The sequence below is a fragment of the Enterobacter sp. DNB-S2 genome (assembly GCF_019443845.1).
Taxonomy (GTDB): domain Bacteria; phylum Pseudomonadota; class Gammaproteobacteria; order Enterobacterales; family Enterobacteriaceae; genus Enterobacter; species Enterobacter asburiae_B.
In genome coordinates, this window is record NZ_CP050520.1 from 2,451,587 (window position 1) to 2,473,890 (window position 22,304).

Sequence of the window (22,304 nt, forward strand, 5' to 3'; positions counted from 1 at the left end):
GGCAATCGCGTGAAAAGGCACCCGCTGGACGGGTGCCTTTTTATTTATGAGTGGAAGAACGCCAGCGTCTTCTCGAGCGATTTAGCCTGCTCATCCAGCGAGAGCGCCGCCGCAGAGATCTGCTGAACCAGCGAGGCGTTCTGCTGGGTCGTGCTGTCCATCTGGTTAACGGCGGTGCTGACCTGGCTAATCCCGCGATTTTGCTCGTCCAGCGCCTGAACGATATCGTTGATGACCAGATGCACATGCGATACCGCTTCAATCACCTGTTTCATCATCACGCCGGTTTCATTGACCAGCTCAACGCCTTTGCTGACGCGCCCTGAGGACTCGGCAATCAGCTGAGAGATCTCTTTTGCCGCGTTAGCGCTTCGCTGGGCAAGATTGCGCACTTCCCCTGCGACGACCGCGAAGCCGCGCCCCTGTTCGCCAGCCCGTGCCGCTTCAACGGCAGCATTCAGCGCCAGGATATTGGTCTGGAAGGCGATGCCATCGACAATGCTGTTAATCTCGCCGATCTTACGCGCGCTCTCATCAATCTCCCCAATCACCACGACCACGTCGTTCACCAGCGTTTCGCCATGCCCGGCGAGGCTCGCGGCGCGATCGGTCAGCGTGGTCGCCTTGTGGGCGTTGTCGGCGTTATTCTTCACCGTGACCGAAATCTCTTCCATGCTGGCTGCCGTTTCAACAATCGCAGCCGCCTGTTCCTCGGTTCGCGAGGCGAGGTCCAGGTTGCCCGCCGAAATTTCGCTGGTGCCGCCGTGCACGGAGTGGCTGGCTTCGCTGATATTGTCGACGATGCGCTTGAGCTGCATCTGCATGGTGTGCAGGGCATAAAAAATGCTGCGGGTATCTCCGGAACGCACCGGGATGGTGTTGTTCAGGTCTCCCCGGGCGACGGCCAGGGCGATTCCGGCGGCCTCCGAAGGTTCGCCCCCAACCGGACGGTCAACTTTGCGGGTGAAGATCTGTGCCATGACCAGGCTAACCGCCACGATGCTTAACACCATCATGATGATGGCTTTCAGTAAAAATGCACGCGCTTCGGCCATCACTTCGCTGACCGGCGTGATAATGGCGAGTTTCCACGGCGTCTGGCTATTACCGACGGCGATGTCCTGCCAGGTGATGAACACGTCCTCCTTCAGCAGCGGATCGTTTACCCGGGTGACGTCATGACCGGCAATCTGACCGGCGTAAGGCTTGCCCGCCGCGCGTTTGTCCGGGCTGGAGACCACGTTATTACCTGCGGAGAGGAGCAGGGCATAGCCCGTGCCGTTCCACGGTTTAATCGCGCCGATCGTCGACTGCAGCGTGGCAAGGGAGAAGTCAGAGGTGACCGAGCCCAGAAACTGACCGTTACGCATGATGGGGGCGGCAATCGAGGTGAGCATCACGTCCACGCCGTTGTAGGGATAGATATAGGGCTCGATGATCACATCTTTATGGCGTTGTTTCGGCAGCAGATAATAATCGCCGCTGCCGGGCGTTTCGATATCCGTCAGCAGGTGTAATGCCGGTTTGCCGGTGGCGTCCCGGTCAACGTAGCGGGCGTAGCGCCCGGAAGGGTCTTCACCGCTTTGACCGGCCCAGACGGCATCTTTATCGTCGAACGCGTTAGGCTCAAAGGCCATCGACATGGAGAGAAACTGCGGGTGAGCCGAAAGGTAGTGGATGAGCAGCTGGTTCAGGCTCTGGCGATCGGTTACGCCCGCCTCGCGCAGCGCCAGGGCGCTGTTGCCCATATCCCGGGCGGCAGTCAGGGCAGAATCCAGCTGTTTACTGACCTGCAACGCTTGCACCTCGGCAATCTGGCGGATATGCTTTTTGGCCAGAACCTCCTGCTGTGCCATCCACTGCCACATCATAAACCCGATCGTTGCCGTAAAGCCCACCGTTACGGTGAGGAAAATGGACAATAGCATCAACGTCTTGACTCTTATTTTTTTTCTTTGGACCACGGCGTCTTTCATTCTCATCTCCCGTAATATCGTGCATGTCGGGCAGGCACATATTCCTTATCGGATATTTTCTCCTCTTTCTGTAGAGCGCCAGGGATATTTAATTTAAATTTTTATTTGTAAATCCAGTTAATTAGTGTGGATGCTTTTATTTTGTGCATTCAATCAAAATAGTGCTCGATAAAGCTCGTTATCGTCGTGTAGAAAGAGGATGCTAATAAATATAAAGTTGTAGAGGAGGATGGGATATGTACGGATTTATTGCGCGACAACCCATTTTTAACCCTGAGATGAAGACGGTGGCCTATGAACTGCTCTTCAGAGATGGGATGACAAACCGTTTTCCGGATGTGTCGGCGGAATATGCCACCTCCAGGATGATATCAGATCAGTTTTTATGCGTGCCGTCCCAGCGCATCGCCGGGGCACATACGTCGTTTATTAATTTCCCTTCGCGGATGGTCATAGACCGCAGTGGAGAAGCGCTGGATAAAGAGAGCGTGGTCATTGAGATCCTGGAAGATGCTGTGCCGGGAGCGGAGCTGTTGCAGGCCGTCAGGGAGATGAGTGCGGATGGGTATCAGTTTGCGCTTGATGATTTCACCCTTGCTCCAGAATGGGATGCTTTTTTACCCTATATTTCAATACTGAAATTTGACGTCAGAAATTATACCTTAGCGCAAATTAAACAGTATCTGAAAGAGCGTAAACATTTAACCGGGCATATTAAATATCTCGCTGAAAAAATTGAGACTAAAGAGGAATTCAGCCAATACAGGGAAGAGGGATTCTCGCTGTTTCAGGGCTATTTTTTCTGCCGTCCGGAGGTCATTAAATATAAACGGCTATCGCAAAATCAGCTGGCAATTTTTCGGCTGCAAATGGAGGTTGGGCGCAATAAGCCTGATTTTCGGATCGTCGAGTCGTTGATTAAAACCGATCTCACGCTGTCCTGGAAAATCATGCGCTACATGAAGCACACCGCCTTTAAACATATCGGTGCCTGTAATTTCAGCAAGTTAACCCTGAGTGAAGTCCTCAGATATCTCGGGGAAAACCAGCTGAGACGGTTTGTTGCCGTCGTGGTCCTGGCGAGCGCAGGCAATGACACCGTCAGCGAGCTTTATCCGCTGAGCATGATGCGCGGCAAGTTCTGCGAGCTGATAGCCGGGACGATGAACGAACCGGCGCTGGCTGAAAATGCCTTCATGTGCGGCCTGTTTTCTCTGCTCGATACCCTCCTCGAACAGCCGATGGCCGAGTTGATGAAGCAAATTGCGGTCCCGCAGAGCGTGAGCAATGCCCTGTGCCATCAGGAGGGACGGTTAGCCGATATGGTGAGCCTGTGCCGATACTATGAACAGCAGCAGTGGGACGAGGCGACCCGGGTTCGTGAGGCGCTGGGTCTGTCGGATGAGGATGTGGTTGAGGCGATGAGAAAGGCGACGATCTGGGCTGGGGAGAACGCGGTCAGTTAATCCTCCTCACGCCGCACGTACGGCGTGAGGAAGAACGCGATACCGTTTATCGGCCCGCTTTTAATTTCTGGTAATACTCTTCGTAGAGGCGGCTGGCGTCACCGACATCGTTCTGCCATTCACCTTTGCTGATGGTTTCGGCATCCGGATAGAGCGATTTATCGTTAGCCACTTCAGGCTTCAGCAGCTTGCGTGCGGCGAGGTTTGGCGTGGGGTAGCCAATCGTCTCGGCAACCTGTTTCGCCACGTCCGGGCGCAGCAGGAAGTTAATCAGCTTATGCGCCCCTTCAACGTTTTTCGCGTTGGCGGGGATCGCAAGGCTGTCCATCCAGAAGATCCCCCCTTCTTTCGGCCAGACCACCTCAAGCGGCGTACCGGCCTGGCGGGCGACATACGCGGAGCCGTTCCACACCATCCCCAGGTTCACTTCGCCTTCCATATACGGGTTTGCCGGGTTATCAGAGTTGAACGCCGCCACGTTAGGCATCAGCTTTTTCAGCTCGTTATACGCCGCTTCAATCTCTTTGGGATCCGTCGTGTTGCCCGAGTAGCCCAGCTTGCGCAGCGCGACCTGGAACACCTCACGCGCGTCGTCGGTTAACAGCAGGCTCCCTTTGTATTCTGGTTTCCACAGGTCGGCCCAGCTTGTCACCGTTTTCGGATCGACGGCATCGCTGTTCACGCCGATAGCGGTTGCTCCCCAGATGTACGGAATGGAGTAGTCGTTATTGGGGTCGAACGGCTTGTTGAGCATCTCTGGATCGAGGTTTGCAAAATTGGTTAGCTTCGTTTTGTCGATCTTCTGAATCATGCCCTCTTTGCGCATTTTGTCGACAAAGTAGGTGGAAGGCACGACCAGATCGTATGCGCCGTCTTTGTAGGTTTTCAGCTTGGCGTACATGGTTTCATTCGACTCGTAGGTCGAGTAGATAACCTTGATGCCCGTCTCCTTCGTGAACTGTTCCAGCAGGCCCGGCGGCACGTACTCGGTCCAGTTGTAGAAGTAGAGCGTTTTGCTGTCATCAGCGTGCGCGGCACCCATGCCAAGCACCAGCGCCGCAGCGGCGAGCATTTTTTTCATTTCATTGTCCCCTGAGATTTTGTTTTATCACGAGCAATAACCTGGCTGGCGATCACCAGAACCAGCGAAAACACCAGCAGAATGGTCGCCAGCGCGTTCACCTCCGGTGAGACGCCGACTTTCACCATTGAATAGATCTTCAACGGCAGAATTTCATAGCTCGGACCGGTGACGAAGGAGGACACGACCACGTCATCCATCGACAGGGTGAAGCTAAGTAGCCATCCGGCCGCCACGGCGGGCATCGCCAGCGGCAGGATGATTTTGCGCAGGATGATCGTCTCGCTGGCGCCCAAATCTTTCGCCGCCTCCAGCATGCGCACGTCGAACCCTTTCAGGCGCGCGAAGACGGTCACCACCACAAACGGCAGGCAGAAGGTGATATGTGAGAACAGCAGCGACCAGAAGCCAAGCTGTACGCCCAGCAGCATAAACAGCACCAGCAGCGAAATGGCCATCACGATGTCCGGCGACATCATCACCACAAACAGCATGCCGCTGACGAACGGTTTGCCGCGAAAGCGATAGCGGTACAGCGCCACGGCGGTGAGCGAGCCAATCAGCGTCGCGAAGGTGGCGGAGAAGATCGCCATCGTCAGCGAGTGCTGAGCGGCCTGAAGGAGGCTATCGTTGTTCATCAGCAGGCTGTACCAGCTGGTGGTAAAGCCCTGCCAGTTAATCCCGAAGCGTGAGCTGTTAAACGAGTTCACGATCAAAATAACGATCGGGATATAGAGCCAGGCATAAATGGCGGTCATAAAACCGCCGCGAAGCAGTCGACCGATCATTCGAGTTCCACCTTTTTATTCAGCAAGCGTGAGGCGCGCCAGTAGACCAGCAGCATCAGGCCCATGATCACCGTCAGCGTAATGCTGGTCGCGGAGCCGAACGGCCAGTCGCGGATGTTCAGGAACTGGCTCTTGATCACGTTACCGATCAGCAGGTTTTTCGCGCCGCCCATCAGATCCGACACGTAGAACAAGCCCATCGCCGGGAGCATTACCAGCAGACAGCCCGCGATAATGCCCGGCATGGTCAGCGGGATAATAATGCGGATGAAGGTCTGCAGCTTGTTAGCGCCCAGATCTTTTGCCGCCTCCAGCAGCGGTTTATCCAGCTTCTCGATGCTGGAGTAGAGCGGCATCACCATAAACGGCAGCAGGATATAGACCAGGCCGACAATCACCGCGCTCGGGGTAAACATGATGCGGATCGGCGTATCAATCACCCCCAGCCACAGTAGAAACTCGTTGAGATAGCCTTTAGTGCTGAGGAAGATCTTCAGCCCGTAGATGCGGATTAACGAGTTGGTCCAGAAGGGAACAATCAGTAAAAACAGCAGCAGGGGCCGCACCTTTTGCGGCAGGCCCGCGAGGAACCATGCGAAAGGATACCCCAGCACCAGACAGGCAAGGGTGGCAATCAGCGCCATGTTGAGCGAGTGCAGCAGCACGTCAAAATAGAGCGGATCGAGCAGGCGCGCGTAGTTGTCCAGCGTAAAGACCAGCGAAACGAAGCTAGCGTCGTCGCGGGTCAGAAAGCTGGTGGCAACGATCATCAGGTTGGGTAAAAAGACAAACAGCACAAGCCAACCGACGATCGTGGCGATCACCACATTCTGGAATTTACTTGTGTTCTTCATCAGCCAGCACAACCTCCCAGCTTTCTACCCAGTTGATAACCATTTTCTGGTCGAGAGAGTGGTCGAAGTCAGGGTCGTCTTCGTTAAAGAACTCGCTGACCATCACCATCTTGCCGTTCTCCAGCTCGACAACGGACTCCAGCGTCATCCCTTTGTAGTTGCGCTCGCGGATATAGCCGATTAACCCTTCGGCCTCGGTATTGCCGTGAATTTCATCGACGCGCAGATCTTCCGGGCGCAGCAGAACGTTGAGTTTTTGTCCCTTTTCGACGGGGAAAGTCACCGTGATATTGCACTCGCGTCCTTCAACGCTGGCGCGCACGCGCTGGTCGTCCAGACGCTCAATCACCGTGGCGTCGAAGATATTGATCTCGCCAATGAAGCTGGCGACAAACAGATTCTTCGGCTCTTCGTAGATTTCGCGCGGCGTGCCGTCCTGCTCGATTTTGCCGTCGCGCATTACCACGATGCGGTCGGACATGGTCAGGGCCTCTTCCTGATCGTGGGTGACGAAGACAAAGGTAATGCCGAGCTTGCGCTGCAGGGCTTTAAGCTCGTTCTGCATCTGCTTGCGCAGCTTGTAATCCAGCGCGGAGAGGGATTCATCCAGCAGGAGCAGGCGCGGCTTGTTGACCACGGCGCGTGCGATGGCTACACGCTGCTGCTGGCCGCCGGAAAGCTGATGGGGTTTACGCTGGGCAAACGTCTCAAGCTGCACCATGCGCAGGGCGTCGATGACGCGCGGTTCTATCTCATTCGCCGGCGTTTTTTGCATCCGCAGGCCAAACGCCACGTTTTCAAACACGGTCATGTGCGGGAACAGGGCGTAGCTCTGAAAGACGGTGTTGACGTGGCGATCTTCGGCAGGAACTTGGGTGATGTCCTGGTTTTCAAGATGGATATGGCCGTTATCGACGCTTTCCAGCCCGGCGATAAGGCGCAGTACGGTTGTTTTGCCGCAGCCCGAGGGGCCAAGCAGCGTCAGAAACTCACCGTCATTGATGGTCAGAGTGAGGTCGGAAATAACGTCTTTACCATCAAAACTTTTACGAATTCGTTCCAGTTGCACCAGCGGTGAACGTGAACGGGATTGTGTATTCAATTTTTGCGCTGTCCCATATAGACGCCTCAGGCAGCAGACTGAAGCGGGGTTTGTGTGTAACCACCTTGGTGACTCGTAATGAGGGCGGACATTCTACGGCAATCCCCTGCGAACGCCAAACCTTGTCACTGATTCATAAGCTACATTTACTAACGCATAACCATATAAACGGAAAATATTCTCGTTTGCGGGATAAAAGTGACCTGACGCAATATTTGCGTTTTGATGCTTACTGATAATGTTGTCACGAAAAGTGAGGGTGACTGCATGGATAAATTACTTGAGCGTTTTTTACAGTACGTTTCGCTGGATACCCAATCTAAACCGGGTGTTCGCCAGGTGCCGAGCACCGAAGGCCAGTGGAAGTTATTAAACCTGCTTAAAGAGCAGCTTGACGCCATGGGGCTGGTCAACGTCACGTTAAGCGAAAAAGGCACTGTGATGGCAACGCTGCCGGCGAATGTCCAGGGTGATATTCCGGCGATTGGCTTTATCTCCCATGTCGACACCTCTCCGGATTTTAGCGGTAAACATGTGAACCCGCAGATTGTGGAAAACTACCGCGGCGGCGATATTGCGCTGGGCATTGGCGACGAGGTGCTCTCACCGGTGATGTTCCCCGTGCTGCACCAGCTGCTGGGCCAGACGCTGATCACCACCGACGGTAAAACGCTGCTGGGGGCGGATGACAAGGCGGGTATCGCGGAAATTATGACCGCGCTGGCGGTGCTGAAGGGCAAAAATATCCCGCACGGCGATATCCGCGTGGCCTTTACGCCGGACGAAGAGGTCGGCAAGGGCGCGAAGCACTTCGACGTGGAAGCCTTTAACGCGCAGTGGGCCTATACCGTTGACGGCGGCGGCGTCGGTGAACTGGAGTATGAAAACTTCAATGCCGCGTCCGTCACGATCAAAATTGTCGGCAACAACGTTCATCCCGGTTCGGCGAAAGGCGTTATGGTGAACGCGCTGTCGCTGGCGTCCAGAATTCATGCAGAAGTCCCGGCGGAAGAGAGCCCTGAACAGACCGAAGGGTATGAAGGTTTCTATCACCTGACCAGCATTAAAGGCACTGTGGACAGCGCGCAGATGCACTACATCATCCGCGATTTCGACCGAAAAGCCTTTGAGGCGCGCAAGCGCAAGATGATGGAGATCGCGAAGAAGGTCGGTAAAGGTTTACACCCTGATTGCTATATTGAGCTGATCATTGAAGACAGCTACTACAACATGCGCGAGAAGGTGATGGCGCATCCGCATATTCTCGATATCGCCCAGCAGGCGATGCGCGACTGCGATATTGAACCGCAGCTGAAGCCGATTCGCGGCGGCACCGACGGTTCTCAGCTGTCGTTTATGGGGCTGCCGTGCCCGAACCTGTTTACCGGTGGCTACAACTACCATGGCAAGCATGAGTTTGTGACGCTCGAAGGAATGGAAAAAGCGGTGAAGGTGATAGTGCGGATAGCGGAGTTAACCGCGAAGCGGTAAGAAAAGCTCGGTGGCGAAGCGCCACCGGGCATTAAGGCGACTCAGTCCTCAAAGAACCAGTACCCGCTGTTGACCAGCGCGGCCAGCATCGCGAGGAAGGAAGGATCTTCCAGCGCATCGCCAAAGGTGTCGGCAGTCAGCACCAGATGGCTGGCAATGGCTTCCAGCGCCGGACGGTGCGGAGAGTCCAGCTTCTCGCCGTTGACGAACACCTCTTCACCAATGCGCAGCACGCGCAACCCGCCCAGACGCGTCAGCTTGTCGCCCTGCTGAAGCGCATCATAAATCTCGTCAGCCTGATAAGGTGGCTCCGGCGGCGCAACGTCCAGCTCATGACGAGACTGGCTGATAAACTCACCAAACCACTGTTTGAAGTGCTCCGGCTCGTTGATCAGATCCAGCATCATGCCGCGCAGCTTATCGAGTTCTTCTGGCAGAATATCCGCCGGATGCTCGCGCGCAGGCACATCAGGATCGCTGTAACGATAGCTGCCCAGCTCGCGTTGCAGAACATAGTCGGCAAATCCGCTGATCATCTCGCGGCCGCTTGGCGCGCGGAACCCCACGGAGTAGTTGAGTGAGTTTTCCAGGGAGTAGCCTTCGTGAGGGAATCCCGGCGGAATGTAGAGAATATCACCCGGCTCCAGCTCTTCATCGATAATCCCTTCAAACGGGTCAACCTGAAGCAGGTCAGGATGCGGGCAGTGCTGCTTCATCGGGACTTTTTCGCCCACGCGCCAGCGGCGGCGGCCCGTACCCTGAATGATGAACACGTCGTACTGGTCAAGATGTGGACCTACGCCGCCGCCCGGCACGGAGAAGGAGATCATCAGATCGTCCATGCGCCAGTCGGGCAGGGCGCGGAACGGGCGCATTAAGGCGGCAGTCGGCTCGTGCCAGTGGTTGACCGCCTGCACCAGCAGCGACCAGTTGTTTTCACCGAGGTGATCGTAGCTCTCGAAAGGACCGTGGCTAACCTGCCATTTCCCGTCCTGGTGGCTGACCAGACGGCTGTCGACTTCGTTTTCCATGGCCAGACCTGCCAGCTCGTCAGGCGAGATAGGGTCGACAAAATTGCTGAATCCGCGTTTCAGAACCACCGGGCGTTTTTGCCAGTAGCGTTCAATAAACTCGGGCCAGTTAAGCGTTAAGTGATAATCCATATTTTTTTATTCCGCAGGCTCTTACTGACTCGGATTATAACGGAAGCTCAGCCCCCCGGCTGCGAGATCCTCGCATTTTTCACATAACGGGTTAACTATCGTTCAATGTGGGCTGCTGGCGACCAAAAATAACCTCCATTCTGGCGCCGCCCAGCAGGCTTTCGCTGGTTTCTATTTTCCCGTCGTACTGGTCGACAATCTCACGGGCGACGGCTAACCCGACGCCCTGGCCAGGACGTAGCGTATCGGCGCGCTGACCGCGATCGAACACCACGTCGCGTTTATTTCGCGGGATCCCCGGGCCATCATCCTCAACGATAATATGCAGTTCGGTTTCCGTCTGACGCGCAGACACTTCCACGAACTCCAGACAGTATTTGCAGGCGTTATCCAGCAGGTTACCCATCACTTCCATGAAGTCATTTTTTTCCCCCACAAAGCTTATCTCTGGCGAGATATCGAGGCTGATGTTCACCCCTTTACGCTGATACACCTTGTTGAGGGCGGACGTGAGGTTATCCAGAAGCGGGGCTACCGGGTGCAGCTCGCGGCTCAGGAGCGCGCTGCCGGAACGCATGCTGGCGCGGTGCAGGTAATAGCCAATTTGCTGTGAAATACGGCTGATCTGTTCCAGCATCACCGGCTCGGCATCATCGACGCTCAGCTTCGAACTGCGCATTGAACGCAGGGTACTTTGCATGACGGCCAGCGGTGTTTTCAGGCTGTGGGTCAGGTCGGTAAGGGTGGTACGGTATTTATCGTAGCGTTCGCGTTCACTTTTCAGCAGGCGGTTGAGGTTACGCACCAGGCTGGTGAGCTCACGGGTGGTTTCCGGGTTCAGCTTCTCGCGATGATGTTCTTCCAGCTCACGAACCTCTTTCGCCAGTGACTCAATGGGGCGCAAGCTCCACCACGCTGCCACCCACAGCAGCGGGATCACCAGCAGGAGATTCGCAGCCAGAACGTAGATGAACCAGCTCCAGACCATATAAGAACGCTTCAGCTCGACCGGAATGGTGTCGATCACCACAATGGTCAGCTGCGGCATGTTCAGCGTCGCCGGATAGAGGTTAATCGCGACGGAGTGCGTCATCTCCGTTTCGGCGTTGTCGGCGCGGATCTCGTTCAGCTTTTGCTGCAGGGAGCGATCTTCACGGATCAGCGAGCTGGTGGTGTTGAGATCGGCTTCAATTTCATGAAACCCGTTGGTTTTGAGCCAGTCCGGACGAATGCTTTTAACCAGCCAGGGGATATCACGCTGCGCCCACAGTAATTTCCCTTTTTCGTTATAAATCAGGGCCAGCGTTGGGCTCTGCTGGTTGAGGTTTTCCGGCATTTCGACGGTGATTCGGTTATTTTCCCATTTCGCCAGGGTATAAAACAGATTGCTTTCGCCGCGTAACAGTCGAAAGGTGGTTTTATCAAAGCTGACGCTGTAGCCCACCAGGGCGACCATGCCGTAGGAGAGCGACAGCACCAGCACGACGGCGGCTGTTGCCAGTAAGAAACGAACCCGCAGCGAGAGGGGCAGAATGTGGCGTAAAATCCCTCTCATTTAGCGTAATTCGAACAGGTAGCCCTGGCCACGGACGGTGGTAATCACATCCTGCGGATACTGCGCCTGAATTTTCTTACGCAAACGTCCCATCAGCACGTCAATGGTATGGCTCTCGCGCAGTTCAGCATCAGGATAAAGCTGGAGCATTAAGGAATCTTTGCTCACCACTTTGCCATTGTTACGGATCAGCGTTTCCATAATGGTGTATTCGAAGGCGGTGAGCTTAATCACTTCATCATTGATTGCTAATTCCCGGCGGGAGAGATCGACCTGGAATGGTGGGATGGAAATAACCTGTGAAGCCAGCCCGCTGTTGCGGCGTAACAGCGCCTGCATGCGCGCCGCCACCTCTTCAATATGAAACGGCTTGGTGACGTAATCGTCTGCACCCGCGCTGAGCACTTCGACCTTATCCTGCCAGCCTTCACGGGCGGTCAGAACCAGAACCGGCAGGGAGACATCGTGGCTGCGCCAGCGGCGAATTAACGACAGACCGTCTTCGTCAGGCAACCCTAAATCGACAATGGCGATATCCGGCAGGTGTTCATTGAGATAATAATCGGCTTCTTTTGCATCTTCAGCATCGTCCACCTGATGTCCCATCTCCTGAAGCTGAACCTTCAGGTGATGGCGTAGCAATGCGTTATCCTCAACAACCAGTACGCGCATCATCTCTTCTCCCTAAATAATTGGTATGAATAGTTTAACGCTGATTATGTTGTTGTGGGGATAAACATTGAGTAAACCGGGGAAAAGCATCCCCCTTTTCGGGCGAAAAGGGGGAGAGGGGCGTTACTTCAGCTCGTCGACCATGGTGATGGCGCGGCCAATGTAGTTCGCCGGGGTCATCGCCTTCAGGCGCGTTTTCTCTTCTTCCGGCAGCGCCAGACCGTCGATAAACTGCTTCATGCCTTCGGCGTCAACGCGTTTGCCGCGGGTCAGCTCTTTCAGCTTCTCGTACGGTTTTTCGATACCGTAACGGCGCATCACGGTCTGGATTGGCTCCGCCAGCACTTCCCAGTTGTGATCCAGCTCGTCCAGCAGACGGTCACGGTTCACTTCCAGTTTGCTCACGCCTTTCAGGGTGGACTGGTACGCGATCAGCGCGTAGCCAATGCCCACGCCCAGGTTACGCAGTACGGTGGAGTCGGTCAGGTCGCGCTGCCAGCGGGATACCGGCAGTTTGCTCGCCATATGCTGCAGCACGGCGTTCGCCAGGCCCAGGTTGCCTTCGGAGTTTTCGAAGTCGATTGGGTTCACTTTGTGCGGCATGGTGGAAGAGCCGATTTCACCGGCGATGGTTTTCTGCTTGAAGTGGTTCAGGGCGATGTAGCCCCACACGTCACGATCGAAGTCGATTAGGATGGTGTTGAAGCGGGCGATGCAGTCAAACAGTTCGGCGATATAGTCGTGCGGCTCAATCTGCGTGGTGTACGGGTTCCACTGAATGCCCAGAGAGGTCACGAACTCTTCGCTGAACTGGTGCCAGTCCACTTCCGGATAAGCGGCGATGTGGGCGTTATAGTTACCGACCGCGCCGTTGATTTTGCCGAGGATCTCAACCTGCTCCAGCTGACGGTACTGGCGCTCCATGCGGTACGCGACGTTCGCCATCTCTTTACCCATCGTGGATGGAGTGGCTGGCTGGCCGTGGGTACGGGAGAGCAGCGGAATGTCGCGGTATTCCACGGACAGCGCTTTTACCGCGTCGATGATTTTACGCCAGTAAGGCAGCACCACCTCTTTACGCGCGGTGGAGAGCATCAGCGCGTGAGAGAGGTTGTTGATGTCTTCAGACGTACAGGCGAAATGAATGAATTCAGACACGGCGTGCAGCGCAGGAACGCTTTCCACTTTCTCTTTCAGGAAGTACTCAACCGCTTTCACGTCGTGGTTGGTGGTGCGTTCGATGGTTTTAATGCGCGCGGCGTCTTGTTCGCTAAACTCAGCAACGATTTTATCAAGGTAATCGTTTGCCTTTTCGTCAAAAGCAGGAACTTCCTTGATTGCTGCCTGGGCGGCCAGCTTTTGCAGCCAGCGTACTTCAACCTGAACACGGAACTTCAGCAAACCATATTCGCTGAAGATCCCGCGCAGCGCGCTGACTTTATCGCCGTAGCGTCCATCGACAGGGGATACGGCGGTCAGTGAGGATAATTCCATAATTCGCAACTCCGGGAGGTTAACAATGAGCAAGAATTTGTTTTGCCTGAGTGGTCAGGCGATTACGAGAAAACATTAACTGCAGGCGGCCACCGCCCACCTGGTGCCACAGCACGGCGGCGCGGATACCTGCCAGCAGGGACGCGCGCACTTTTGCCTGTACCTGCGGACTTTGCAGCACGGCAGGGGATCCGGTGACCTGAATACGCGGGCCCAGCGGGCTGATGACGTCAACATAAATACCGGCCATAGCGCTCAGCAGCGTTTCGGACTGCAGGTCAAAATGGTCAAGCTGGCGCTGTAACCCGGCAATACGATCGCCCAGGGTATTCATTGCGCCTTTTGCAGCGCTCAGCTTACGCTCCAGCACCATCAGGCTCAGCGTGTAGCGGGTCAGCTCCGCGTTTAATCCCTGACGGCTGCTGGCGTTAAGCACGCCGAGCAGGGTTTCAAGACCGAGACGAAGATTAGTTTCACTGCCGCCGAACACGCCCAGGGTCGAGCCGGGGTTGAGATCGATAACGCTGTTCAGTGAAACGTGCAGGGCATCTGCGTCGCAATGACCCTGATGCGCCAGCTGTTGCACCAGACGGGCTGACTGGCAAATTCCCGCCAGCGCCAGGGTGATGTCATAGTAGTTCTTCGCCACACGGTCTCCTTTATGTGTGAATCGTATTAAACAGCAGGCAGCGGCAGGCGCTGTTCAATGATCCCGCCGCCCAGACAGATTTCGCCGCTGTAGAAGACAGCAGACTGACCCGGGGTGACGGCCGCGACCGGCTCGTCGAAACGCACGTCAATGCGATCGTCATCGAGCGCGGTAATGGTGCAAGGAATATCGGTCTGACGGTAGCGTGTTTTCACCGTGCAGCGCAGGGTGCCTTTCAGCGGCTCACGATCGACCCAGTGAAGCTGCTGCGCGATAAGGCCAACGGACATCAGACGCGGATGATCGTGACCCTGGGCAACAACCAGAATATTGTTTTCGACGTCTTTGTCGACAACATACCATGGATCTTCGCTACCTTCTTTGGTCCCGCCAATACCCAGGCCTTTACGCTGACCGAGCGTGTGGTACATCAGCCCCTGATGCTGGCCAATCTCTTCCCCGTCGACGGTGACAATTTTACCCGGCTGAGCAGGCAGGTAACGTCCCAGGAAATCGCGGAATTTGCGCTCGCCGATGAAGCAAATGCCGGTAGAGTCTTTTTTCTTCGCGGTGATCAGGTCCAGCTCTTCGGCGATTTTACGCACCTGCGGCTTTTCCAGCTCGCCGACCGGGAACAGGCTCTGGGCGATTTGCTCGTGGCTCAGCGTATAGAGGAAGTAGCTTTGATCTTTGTTGCCGTCCAGACCGCGCAACAGCTGGCTTTTACCATTTACGTCTGCACGGCGCACGTAGTGACCGGTCGCGATGTAGTCAGCGCCCAGATCTTCCGCGGCGAATTCCAGGAAGGCCTTAAATTTGATCTCTTTGTTGCACAGAATATCCGGGTTCGGCGTGCGGCCCGCTTTGTACTCTTCCAGGAACAGTTCAAAAACGTTGTCCCAGTATTCTGCGGCAAAGTTAACGGTGTGCAGTTCAATGCCGAGCTTATCGCATACGGCCTGCGCGTCGGCGAGATCCGCAGCGGCGGTGCAGTATTCCTCGCCATCATCTTCCTCCCAGTTCTTCATGAACAGGCCCTCCACCTTATAGCCCTGTTGCTGTAACAGGTAGGCGGAAACGGAGGAATCGACACCGCCGGACATGCCGACGATCACTTTTTTCTGGCTGTTATCTGACATGGAATACTCACGACATTGAACTTCAAGGCGGCGTATTCTATCACGCCCCCCCACCATTGACACCCTCTGTAAACGGCCAGTTAAATGCGCCGATGACGTCCAGCGGTAAGCGGCCAGCAGACTGCCAGCAGCGAATGCTTTCCGCAACCAGCGGCGAGCGCAGGTTTGGCGCGTTCAGGATCTCGTCGGCGGTGACCCAAAGACAGCGATCGATATCGTCATCCTGCGGCTCTGTGGCGCACGTTTCGCTAAGCTCAACGGCGAATAAAAAGCGCAGGAACGGGGTGTGATCCGGCGCGATCCACTGGTGCATACGGATGAAGTGCTGGGGCTCAGCGTGAATACCGGTCTCTTCCCACAGCTCGCGTTTTGCTGCCTGCAGCAGGGTTTCATTGGCTTCAAGGTGTCCGGCAGGCTGGTTCCACAGCGCTTTGCCGTTAATGCTCTCTTCAACAACAAGGAATTTACCCCTGGCGTGGACCACGCAGGCAACCGTGACATGAGGTTTAAACATAGTGACTCCTTAAGGGGTGACGTCGCGCCATTCGCCGTTTGCCAGCGTTTCCAGGGTGTAGCTGCCCATGGCGTAGCGAATGAGACGCAGGGTAGGGAAGCCGACGTGTGCGGTCATGCGGCGAACCTGGCGGTTGCGGCCTTCATAAAGGGTGATTTTGAGCCAGCTTGTCGGGATGGATTTGCGTTCGCGAATCGGCGGGTTGCGCGGCCACAGCCACTCCGGCTCATTCACGCGTTCAATACCTGCGGGCAGGGTTGGGCCGTCGTTCAACGTCACGCCGCTGCGTAGTGCTTCTAGTGTCGCGTCATCCGGCTCGCCTTCCACCTGGACGAAGTAAATTTTGCCGGTGCGTTTGCCCGGCTGCGTGAGCTTTGCCTGCAACGCGCCGTCGTTGGTTAAGACCAGAAGGCCTTCGCTGTCGCGGTCCAGGCGCCCGGCCGCGTAGACACCCTGAACAGGAATGTAGTCCTTCAGCGTGCTGCGCCCGGCTTCATCGGTAAACTGCGGCAAAACATCGTAGGGTTTATTGAACAAAATAACCCGCTTCGGCTGGGTTTCCTGCGGTCTTCTGGCGGCTTGTCGCGAGCTGAATCGCTCAACCCGGTGTTTTGTAAAAGAAGTTTTCTTCATGGTATTTTCAGGCGTTATCAATTGCCGCATTATAGCCTAATAACGAAGACCTTTCATGGCGCAGGACAATCAGGTACTATCGAAGGGCTCATTACAATTTATTAACATAAGATCAGTAACAACCAGAAGCGCTCGAAGGAGAGGTTAATGGAAAGCAAAGTAGTTGTTCCGGCGGAAGGTAAAAAGATCACCCTGCAAAACGGCAAGATTAACGTTCCTCACAATCCGATTATCCCGTTCATCGAAGGTGACGGTATCGGTGTAGACGTTACCCCGGCGATGCTGAAAGTGGTTGATGCCGCTGTTGAGAAAGCCTACAAAGGCGAGCGTAAAATTTCCTGGATGGAAATTTACACCGGTGAGAAATCTACTCAAGTTTATGGCCAGGACGTCTGGCTGCCAGCAGAAACGCTGGACCTGATCCGCGACTACCGCGTTGCTATTAAAGGCCCACTGACGACGCCAGTTGGCGGCGGTATCCGTTCCCTGAACGTGGCACTGCGTCAGGAGCTGGACCTGTACGTGTGTCTGCGTCCGGTTCGTTACTATCAGGGCACCCCAAGCCCGGTTAAGCACCCTGAACTGACCGATATGGTTATCTTCCGCGAAAACTCAGAAGACATCTACGCGGGTATCGAATGGAAAGCGGACTCTGCTGACGCAGAAAAAGTGATTAAATTCCTGCGCGAAGAGATGGGCGTGAAGAAAATTCGCTTCCCTGAGCATTGCGGTATCGGCATCAAGCCATGCTCTGAAGACGGTACTAAACGTCTGGTGCGTGCGGCCATCGAATACGCGATCACCAACGACCGTGACTCTGTGACTCTGGTTCACAAAGGCAACATCATGAAGTTCACCGAAGGCGCGTTCAAAGACTGGGGCTACCAGTTGGCGAAAGAAGAGTTCGGCGGTGAGCTGATCGACGGCGGCCCGTGGCAGAAGATTATGAACCCGAACACCGGCAAAGAGATCATCATTAAAGATGTGATCGCCGATGCGTTCCTGCAGCAGATCCTGCTGCGTCCTGCAGAATACGACGTAATTGCCTGTATGAACCTGAACGGTGACTACATCTCTGACGCCCTGGCTGCTCAGGTTGGTGGTATCGGTATCGCCCCTGGCGCGAACATCGGTGACGAGTGCGCCCTGTTCGAAGCGACCCACGGTACTGCACCTAAATACGCGGGCCAGGACAAAGTGAACCCAGGCTCTATCATCCTGTCCGCAGAGATGATGCTGCGTCATATGGAATGGTTCGAAGCCGCAGACCTGATCGTTAAAGGTATGGAAGGCGCGATCAACGCGAAAACCGTAACCTATGACTTCGAACGTTTGATGGAAGGCGCTAAGCTGCTGAAATGCTCAGAGTTTGGCGACGCGATTATCGCGAACATGTAATCCAGATTCTGGGTTAAACAAGAGCGGGGGCCTGAGGGTTCCCGTTTTTTTTGCCTCTGCCTGCGGGAAACAACACGATGTTAGCCACCGTCCTTATCGCTGTCGTTGCATTCATCCATCTTTATATTCTTGTGCTGGAAATGTTCCTGTGGAATACCAAAACAGGGCATAAGGCCTTTAATCTGCGTCCTGATTTTGCGCGCGAGACCCGCGTGCTGGCCGCGAATCAGGGGCTGTATAACGGTTTTCTGGCGGCCGGTCTGCTCTGGAGCCTCTGGCTCGGGGAAAAGGGGATTCAGGTGGCCATCTTCTTCCTTACCTGCGTGCTGATCGCCGGACTCTTTGGCGCAGCCACCGCCAGCCGAAAAATTTTGTATGTACAGGCCGCGCCTGCTCTCGCAGCGCTGCTTGCGTTACTCATCTGAAGCAATGCTTTGGTTGAGATTAGGCGTCCGATATACTGATGGCTTTACCCGTAAAAATTAGCGACGAGACAGTTATGAACAACGATATCCCACTGAAATATTATGACATTGCCGATGAGTACGCGACGGAAGCCGCTGAACAGGTCGCTGAGTCAGAGCGCGACGCGCTGGCACATTATTTCCAGCTGCTGCTCACCCGTTTATCGAATAATGAGGAGATTAGCGAGGAAGCCCAGCAGGAGATGGCCACTGAGGCCGGGATCCGTGCGGGTCGCGTTGATGATATTGCGAACTTCCTCAATCAGTGGGGAAATGAATAGTCTGCTTCAAAAACCGTTATGCTGATGCTTTGCGATACAGCTCAGCATCACGCTATCGGACCACATGCATTTTTTCCGCAGAATATGCGAAGCGGGGGCGTCGATAAACAGCGCGAAAATAACGGTCAGACAAAAGAGTACCACTGGGAATAGTAAGGATAATTTCACGTTTTTAACCAAAATATGAGTGTGCTTCAGGGTAATCTACCGTCTGAATGTGACGACTATATGTTTTTGCGTAAAAAATAGAAATGCCCGACTGGAAAAAAACGGACGCGCAAGGCTTCGGGTTACGGTGCGACCCCGGTGAGTCGCTTCGCCAGCTCGCTCCGGGTGAGCGCTTTTGAAAAATACCATCCCTGAATCAGCGCATCGGGATATCTGCTTGCAATAAAGCGATACTGAATTTCATTTTCCACGCCCTCGAAAACAAGCGTTTTATTCAATCTTGCCAGGGCATCGCAGAAGATTGCAAAGATGTTTTGCTTATAATGCTCGCTGATGCCGTCCACCAGCGACTTATCGATTTTGATTTCATCATATTCAAGCAGCGACAGGCGGGCGAGATTGGAGTTTTGCACGCCAAAATCATCTATTGATATTTTAACGCCGAGCGATTTCAGCTCCTGACAGAATCCCTCGAGGATATCTGCCGTGGAAACGGCTTTTTCGGAGAGTTCGACCTTCATCAGGGAAAGGGGAAGGTGATTGGCAAAACACGCACGACGCAAAATGGTAATGAACTGTCCATCTTCAATTTCCTTGTGCCCAACGTTTATTGAGACTATCAGCTGGTGTTTTATCGCCAGAGGGGCAATTTCGGAAAGAGATTTTTCGATAATATTACTGTAATATTTTTTATACAGACCGATCTTCTTAATTAATGGGATAAACAGCTCCGGAGAGACGTCCCCGTGTTTTTGGTCGCGCCATCTCGACAGAACTTCTACACCCACGATTTTTTGATCGTGAATGCGAATAATAGGCTGATAGTTAACGCTGATGGTATTCGTGAGGACGGCTTTTATCAGCGTACGTTCCAGAGAAAAACGGTCTTCATAGATACGGAAGATAAATAACGTTATCGCAATCCAGATAAAACAGAGAATGACCGCGAGAAGCGCAAAGATAAACGGAGGTAACGAGGCCAGCCCGGCGTCGTGATGCTTCACGATGACGCACAGGTCCCAGAAGGCGCTGCACTGTGTCAGGGTCAGGGTAAACAACGTCGAATGCAGCCAGCTCTGCTGATTTAGCTCCGTGGCGGCCGAAAAAAAGACTCTGCCGAAGTCTTTGGTGGTAGCACTGAGCGAATAGCTTGCGGTAACCGGGGTGAATTTATCGTAAGCATAGCGGGAGGTGAAGATAATAATATTATTATAAATTGCCGCATTGCCCGTGAAAAAGTCTTTTCTCGAAAACTGTGCCAGGAGAAAGCCCCTCGGCGTTTTATGCAGTTCTGCAGGAAGTGCAACGGGCGTCGCGAGTTTCCCCCAAAAAGCGGTACAGACTATTTTTCCCTTCTCAATAAAGCCGATATCGGCAAAATAAAGATTATTAAGCTTAATTTGTCTGTAGCGATCGAGGCTGGTTTTATCGCATCCCTGCGTCGTGATGCTTTTGAGACCCAGCGCCACGCTTTGGGACACGTCTTCTGAATAATGTAAAAGGGTACGGGATATTTCACGCTGTTTGCTCTTCTGCTGACCAATGATTACAGCATTGACCGCATAAAGAGACAGGAAGACCAGAAGCGATGAAACAATAGCAACGGCAATGAGCTTTTTCATTTTCCAGTTATCCAGTCCGCTCCCTGATTTCACAAATCTTAACACAGCCAGGGCAGGGAACAAGCCTGATAGTCACGTCATGTGAGTAAATGCCGGCAGGTGAACTCATACGAAAGTATCAGTTTTTTAAGACAATTCTCAGCTAAGCTATTTTCATTGTTATAAGCAATACCGGGTTAGCACAGGCTCTTCTACCAGAACATCCATGCTTGTTTTTTCTATTAAGGAAAACATCGTGCGCAACGTGATGATCCCTATTCTTAGCGCTCTGTTTCTTTTTCTGAGCGGCATTTTGATTATTAACTGGCAGCTATGGCAGATGGCGAAGCTGAGTAATAGTCATACCGCCACGGCGAGCACCCAAAAAATAGAAAACATTCTGGCTGAAGCCGTCAGTGCGGCCAGCACGGCAAAGCGCGTTGCGGCTCAAGGGTGTACCAGTAGCGGACAGCTGGCGCTGGGGACAGAGGCAGCGCTAAAACCGCATCTGCGCGCCATCATGATCGAGTTGCAGGGTAAAATCATCTGTACTTCCCTTCCCGGGAATGGCGTGTTGATTATTCATCCTGAGACGTTACCTGCCGAAAAATTGATGCTGTTACCCGGCAATCGACTGGTGAACGGCATTCCGGTGCTTATCTTCCAGATGCCCATCGCGGGAGGGCGCGTCATTGTCAGCATCAGTGACGCGCATTTGCAGGACGTCATTGCAAGCGCATCGAACAGCGTGGATCTGGGGCTGGTTGTCGGCGAAAGCATGCTTGTTCGCAACGGCGATGTGAGGGGCTGGAAAGCGGCCTCCTGGACGGGGGCGCGTACGGCGTCAACGCTATTTCCTTTTAGCCTGACCTGGCAACCTCCTGCCTTTTTTAGCCTGACGCGGCTTTTGCAACAGGGATGGAGCCTGATACTGCTTATTCTCGCGCTATCGGTGGCGGTAGGCATTTTGATCCGTCGATACAAAGGGAAAAGCACCTCATTTGAAGACGATTTGCGTAAAGCGATTTTGCAGGGGGAGATCGAGCCTTATTACCAGCCGATCGTGAACGGCGATACCGGCGGGCTGTACGGCGTTGAGGTCCTGGCAAGATGGAAGCATCCAAAGTCAGGCTTTATCCCGCCGGATGTCTTTATTCCGATTGCTGAACGTAGCGGGTTGATTATTCCGCTGACCAAAGGATTGATGGCGAAAGTGGTGACCCAGCTTAAGCCGCTTTTGCCTAAGCTACCGGACGGGTTTCATATTGGGGTGAACATCAGCGCCAGGCATATTAATGCGCCTTCATTTATCGGTGACTGCCGCGTCTTCGGGAAGGGGTTTCAGGGTAAAGAGGTCAAACTGGTTCTCGAGGTGACCGAGCGTGAACCGCTGGTTGATAATCCTCACCTTGTGGAAAACCTCAACATGCTGCATAACGCCGGCTTTGTTATTGCCCTGGATGATTTTGGTACGGGTTATTCCGGGCTGTCATGCCTTAATGCGCTGGCCATTGATTATATTAAAATTGATAAAAGCTTTGTGAACCGGGTTTCAGAGGAAAAGGACTCAACCATCTTGCTGGACTGCGTCATTGACCTGGCGAAAAAACTCTCATTGCGCATTGTCGCTGAAGGTGTAGAAACAAAAGAGCAACTGGAGTATCTCAACCGTAATGAGATAACCCTGTTACAGGGATATTATTTTGGTAAACCCGTCTCCTATATCGATTTTATTAAAGTTATTTTATCTAAACCCCGGGAGACCGTTAGTTTGTAAAACGAAATAAAGACGAGCTTCTGTTGTATGCTTAAGTG

20 protein-coding genes are annotated in these 22,304 nt (G+C 54.0%); 6 read left to right on the plus strand and 14 right to left on the minus strand.

What is annotated here, in order from left to right; genetic code table 11:
* Positions 1-44: 44 nt before the first annotated feature.
* On the minus strand, positions 45-1,976 hold the full coding sequence (locus tag HB664_RS11630) for a methyl-accepting chemotaxis protein (RefSeq protein ID WP_219939491.1): 1,932 nt from the start codon (positions 1,974-1,976) through the stop codon (positions 45-47).
* Positions 1,977-2,212: 236 nt separating this feature from the next.
* On the opposite strand from HB664_RS11630, the gene HB664_RS11635 reads away from it, so the two are divergent.
* Positions 2,213-3,442, plus strand: coding sequence for an EAL and HDOD domain-containing protein (locus HB664_RS11635; RefSeq protein ID WP_219939492.1), 1,230 nt, complete (start codon positions 2,213-2,215; stop codon positions 3,440-3,442).
* Positions 3,443-3,488: 46 nt separating this feature from the next.
* Here the strand turns inward: HB664_RS11635 and potD are convergent, their stop codons facing one another.
* The 4 genes from potD to potA are packed head-to-tail and all read right to left on the minus strand — an operon-like array spanning position 3,489 to position 7,297.
* The gene (gene potD / locus HB664_RS11640; protein ID WP_219939493.1) at positions 3,489-4,523 is read right to left on the minus strand and encodes a spermidine/putrescine ABC transporter substrate-binding protein PotD; all 1,035 of its coding nucleotides are present in this window, start codon (positions 4,521-4,523) and stop codon (positions 3,489-3,491) included.
* Positions 4,520-5,311: a spermidine/putrescine ABC transporter permease PotC gene (gene potC / locus HB664_RS11645; protein WP_096151222.1), complete on the minus strand. Its 792-nt coding sequence runs from the start codon at positions 5,309-5,311 to the stop codon at positions 4,520-4,522. The genes potD and potC overlap by 4 nt, the downstream gene beginning before the upstream one ends.
* Positions 5,308-6,165, minus strand: coding sequence for a spermidine/putrescine ABC transporter permease PotB (gene potB, locus HB664_RS11650; RefSeq protein ID WP_033145229.1), 858 nt, complete (start codon positions 6,163-6,165; stop codon positions 5,308-5,310). The genes potC and potB overlap by 4 nt, the downstream gene beginning before the upstream one ends.
* A complete protein-coding gene (gene potA / locus HB664_RS11655; RefSeq protein ID WP_176662574.1) occupies positions 6,149-7,297 on the minus strand; it encodes a spermidine/putrescine ABC transporter ATP-binding protein PotA in 1,149 nt (382 codons plus the stop codon). Before potA ends, potB begins: the two co-directional genes overlap by 17 nt.
* Positions 7,298-7,534: 237 nt before the next feature.
* Between potA and pepT the strand changes: the two genes are divergently transcribed.
* Positions 7,535-8,758 (plus strand): peptidase T, encoded by a 1,224-nt coding sequence (pepT, locus tag HB664_RS11660; protein WP_032665021.1) that lies wholly within the window; start codon positions 7,535-7,537, stop codon positions 8,756-8,758.
* Positions 8,759-8,799: 41 nt separating this feature from the next.
* Here pepT and HB664_RS11665 read toward each other — a convergent pair whose 3' ends face one another.
* From HB664_RS11665 to rluE, 8 genes are all read right to left on the minus strand, one after another.
* Positions 8,800-9,921, minus strand: a complete 1,122-nt coding sequence (locus HB664_RS11665) for a cupin domain-containing protein (RefSeq protein WP_023311180.1) — start codon at positions 9,919-9,921, stop codon at positions 8,800-8,802.
* 91 nt (positions 9,922-10,012) lie between these two features.
* Positions 10,013-11,476, minus strand: a complete 1,464-nt coding sequence (gene phoQ / locus HB664_RS11670; RefSeq protein WP_033145232.1) for a two-component system sensor histidine kinase PhoQ — start codon at positions 11,474-11,476, stop codon at positions 10,013-10,015.
* Positions 11,477-12,148: a two-component system response regulator PhoP gene (phoP, locus tag HB664_RS11675; protein WP_028019015.1), complete on the minus strand. Its 672-nt coding sequence runs from the start codon at positions 12,146-12,148 to the stop codon at positions 11,477-11,479.
* A 123-nt stretch (positions 12,149-12,271) separates the two neighbouring features.
* Complete coding sequence (gene purB, locus HB664_RS11680; protein ID WP_008500757.1) at positions 12,272-13,642, minus strand: adenylosuccinate lyase; 1,371 nt, start codon at positions 13,640-13,642, stop codon at positions 12,272-12,274.
* A gap of 19 nt (positions 13,643-13,661) precedes the next feature.
* Entirely contained in the window at positions 13,662-14,291 is a 630-nt protein-coding gene (gene hflD / locus HB664_RS11685; protein WP_032657965.1) for a high frequency lysogenization protein HflD, read from the minus strand.
* 26 nt (positions 14,292-14,317) lie between these two features.
* Positions 14,318-15,430, minus strand: coding sequence for a tRNA 2-thiouridine(34) synthase MnmA (gene mnmA, locus HB664_RS11690; RefSeq protein WP_032657963.1), 1,113 nt, complete (start codon positions 15,428-15,430; stop codon positions 14,318-14,320).
* A 40-nt stretch (positions 15,431-15,470) separates the two neighbouring features.
* Positions 15,471-15,944 (minus strand): NUDIX hydrolase, encoded by a 474-nt coding sequence (locus tag HB664_RS11695; protein WP_033145233.1) that lies wholly within the window; start codon positions 15,942-15,944, stop codon positions 15,471-15,473.
* Positions 15,945-15,953: 9 nt separating this feature from the next.
* Positions 15,954-16,607: a 23S rRNA pseudouridine(2457) synthase RluE gene (gene rluE / locus HB664_RS11700; protein WP_094935561.1), complete on the minus strand. Its 654-nt coding sequence runs from the start codon at positions 16,605-16,607 to the stop codon at positions 15,954-15,956.
* A gap of 117 nt (positions 16,608-16,724) precedes the next feature.
* Between rluE and icd the strand changes: the two genes are divergently transcribed.
* The 3 genes from icd to HB664_RS11715 all read left to right on the plus strand — a co-directional run bounded on the left by icd (position 16,725) and on the right by HB664_RS11715 (position 18,720).
* A complete protein-coding gene (gene icd, locus HB664_RS11705; protein WP_219939494.1) occupies positions 16,725-17,975 on the plus strand; it encodes an NADP-dependent isocitrate dehydrogenase in 1,251 nt (416 codons plus the stop codon).
* Positions 17,976-18,052: 77 nt separating this feature from the next.
* Positions 18,053-18,400: a DUF1304 domain-containing protein gene (locus tag HB664_RS11710; RefSeq protein WP_023311240.1), complete on the plus strand. Its 348-nt coding sequence runs from the start codon at positions 18,053-18,055 to the stop codon at positions 18,398-18,400.
* Positions 18,401-18,474: 74 nt separating this feature from the next.
* The gene (locus HB664_RS11715) at positions 18,475-18,720 is read left to right on the plus strand and encodes a DUF2543 family protein (protein ID WP_033145234.1); all 246 of its coding nucleotides are present in this window, start codon (positions 18,475-18,477) and stop codon (positions 18,718-18,720) included.
* A gap of 290 nt (positions 18,721-19,010) precedes the next feature.
* Here HB664_RS11715 and HB664_RS11720 read toward each other — a convergent pair whose 3' ends face one another.
* Positions 19,011-20,510 carry a cyclic diguanylate phosphodiesterase gene (locus HB664_RS11720; RefSeq protein ID WP_033145235.1) on the minus strand — a complete coding sequence of 500 codons (1,500 nt, stop codon included), beginning with the start codon at positions 20,508-20,510 and terminating at the stop codon, positions 19,011-19,013.
* A gap of 235 nt (positions 20,511-20,745) precedes the next feature.
* Between HB664_RS11720 and HB664_RS11725 the strand changes: the two genes are divergently transcribed.
* Complete coding sequence (locus HB664_RS11725; protein WP_219939495.1) at positions 20,746-22,266, plus strand: cyclic diguanylate phosphodiesterase; 1,521 nt, start codon at positions 20,746-20,748, stop codon at positions 22,264-22,266.
* Positions 22,267-22,304 lie beyond the last annotated feature (38 nt).

Bases quoted from the DNA above. Each gene is read 5' to 3' on its own strand.
- icd (WP_219939494.1), top strand. From the start codon at position 16,725: ATGGAAAGCAAAGTAGTTGTTCCGGCGGAAGGTAAAAAGATCACCCTG.
- pepT (WP_032665021.1), top strand. From the start codon at position 7,535: ATGGATAAATTACTTGAGCGTTTTTTACAGTACGTTTCGCTGGATACC.
- HB664_RS11635 (WP_219939492.1), top strand. From the start codon at position 2,213: ATGTACGGATTTATTGCGCGACAACCCATTTTTAACCCTGAGATGAAG.
- HB664_RS11720 (WP_033145235.1), bottom strand. From the start codon at position 20,510: ATGAAAAAGCTCATTGCCGTTGCTATTGTTTCATCGCTTCTGGTCTTC.
- rluE (WP_094935561.1), bottom strand. From the start codon at position 16,607: ATGCGGCAATTGATAACGCCTGAAAATACCATGAAGAAAACTTCTTTT.
- potB (WP_033145229.1), bottom strand. From the start codon at position 6,165: ATGAAGAACACAAGTAAATTCCAGAATGTGGTGATCGCCACGATCGTC.
- HB664_RS11695 (WP_033145233.1), bottom strand. From the start codon at position 15,944: ATGTTTAAACCTCATGTCACGGTTGCCTGCGTGGTCCACGCCAGGGGT.
- HB664_RS11715 (WP_033145234.1), top strand. From the start codon at position 18,475: ATGAACAACGATATCCCACTGAAATATTATGACATTGCCGATGAGTAC.
- phoP (WP_028019015.1), bottom strand. From the start codon at position 12,148: ATGCGCGTACTGGTTGTTGAGGATAACGCATTGCTACGCCATCACCTG.
- HB664_RS11665 (WP_023311180.1), bottom strand. From the start codon at position 9,921: ATGGATTATCACTTAACGCTTAACTGGCCCGAGTTTATTGAACGCTAC.
- HB664_RS11710 (WP_023311240.1), top strand. From the start codon at position 18,053: ATGTTAGCCACCGTCCTTATCGCTGTCGTTGCATTCATCCATCTTTAT.
- HB664_RS11630 (WP_219939491.1), bottom strand. From the start codon at position 1,976: ATGAAAGACGCCGTGGTCCAAAGAAAAAAAATAAGAGTCAAGACGTTG.
- phoQ (WP_033145232.1), bottom strand. From the start codon at position 11,476: ATGAGAGGGATTTTACGCCACATTCTGCCCCTCTCGCTGCGGGTTCGT.
- potC (WP_096151222.1), bottom strand. From the start codon at position 5,311: ATGATCGGTCGACTGCTTCGCGGCGGTTTTATGACCGCCATTTATGCC.
- mnmA (WP_032657963.1), bottom strand. From the start codon at position 15,430: ATGTCAGATAACAGCCAGAAAAAAGTGATCGTCGGCATGTCCGGCGGT.
- purB (WP_008500757.1), bottom strand. From the start codon at position 13,642: ATGGAATTATCCTCACTGACCGCCGTATCCCCTGTCGATGGACGCTAC.
- potD (WP_219939493.1), bottom strand. From the start codon at position 4,523: ATGAAAAAAATGCTCGCCGCTGCGGCGCTGGTGCTTGGCATGGGTGCC.